Source organism: Bradyrhizobium sp. Kon56 (assembly GCF_055807635.1).
On sequence record NZ_JBVVOU010000114.1, the window covers coordinates 1 to 659 of the forward strand.

At 52.5% G+C, this 659-nt stretch carries 1 protein-coding gene; it reads right to left on the reverse strand.

What is annotated here, in order from left to right; genetic code table 11:
- Positions 1-71 precede the first annotated feature (71 nt).
- Positions 72-659 (reverse strand): methyl-accepting chemotaxis protein (locus tag AC0L3B_RS38185; protein ID WP_473382704.1); only part of this gene is annotated, 588 nt, incomplete at its 5' end.

Here is a 659-nt window from a genome sequence, read left to right on the forward strand (position 1 = left end):
GGATTTGACACAACGATGTTCTTATCAAAGGCCTCCTTGCTCTTCTAGATAAAAACTATTATCCCGATTTGCTAGATCCTGAACCTTTTGACCATTTGGCTTAGGTCTAGAGCTAGGCGCGCTAACTCCTGACTAGAGGCGAATGTCTGGCTGGCCGCTGCGGACGTTTGCACTGATAGATTCCGGATGTTTATGAGGTTACGGTCAACTTCGCGCGCGACCGTTGCCTGCTGCTCGGCCGCGCTGGCGATCACCAGGTTGCGTTGAGAAATTTCAGCGACGCTTAGCGTGATACTCTCAATTGACTCGCCTGCCGCTTTAGCCACCTCAAGTGTGAGCAATCCTCGATTGCTGCTGTTATTCATGGCCGCGACTGCTTCAGCGCTGCCATGTTGAATTGTACTGACCATCGCTTCAATCTCCTGTGTAGATTTTTGCGTGCGGTGAGCAAGGGCTCTAACCTCGTCGGCCACCACCGCGAAACCCCGGCCGGCTTCACCAGCCCTGGCAGCTTCAATGGCGGCGTTGAGAGCCAACAAGTTGGTTTGCTCAGCAATACCTCGAATGACATCCAATACTTTTCCAATGTCATTCGTCTGCTCAGCCAATAGACGCACATGGCTGGACGACTCTGTCACGTCGTGGCTCATTTGTGCGAT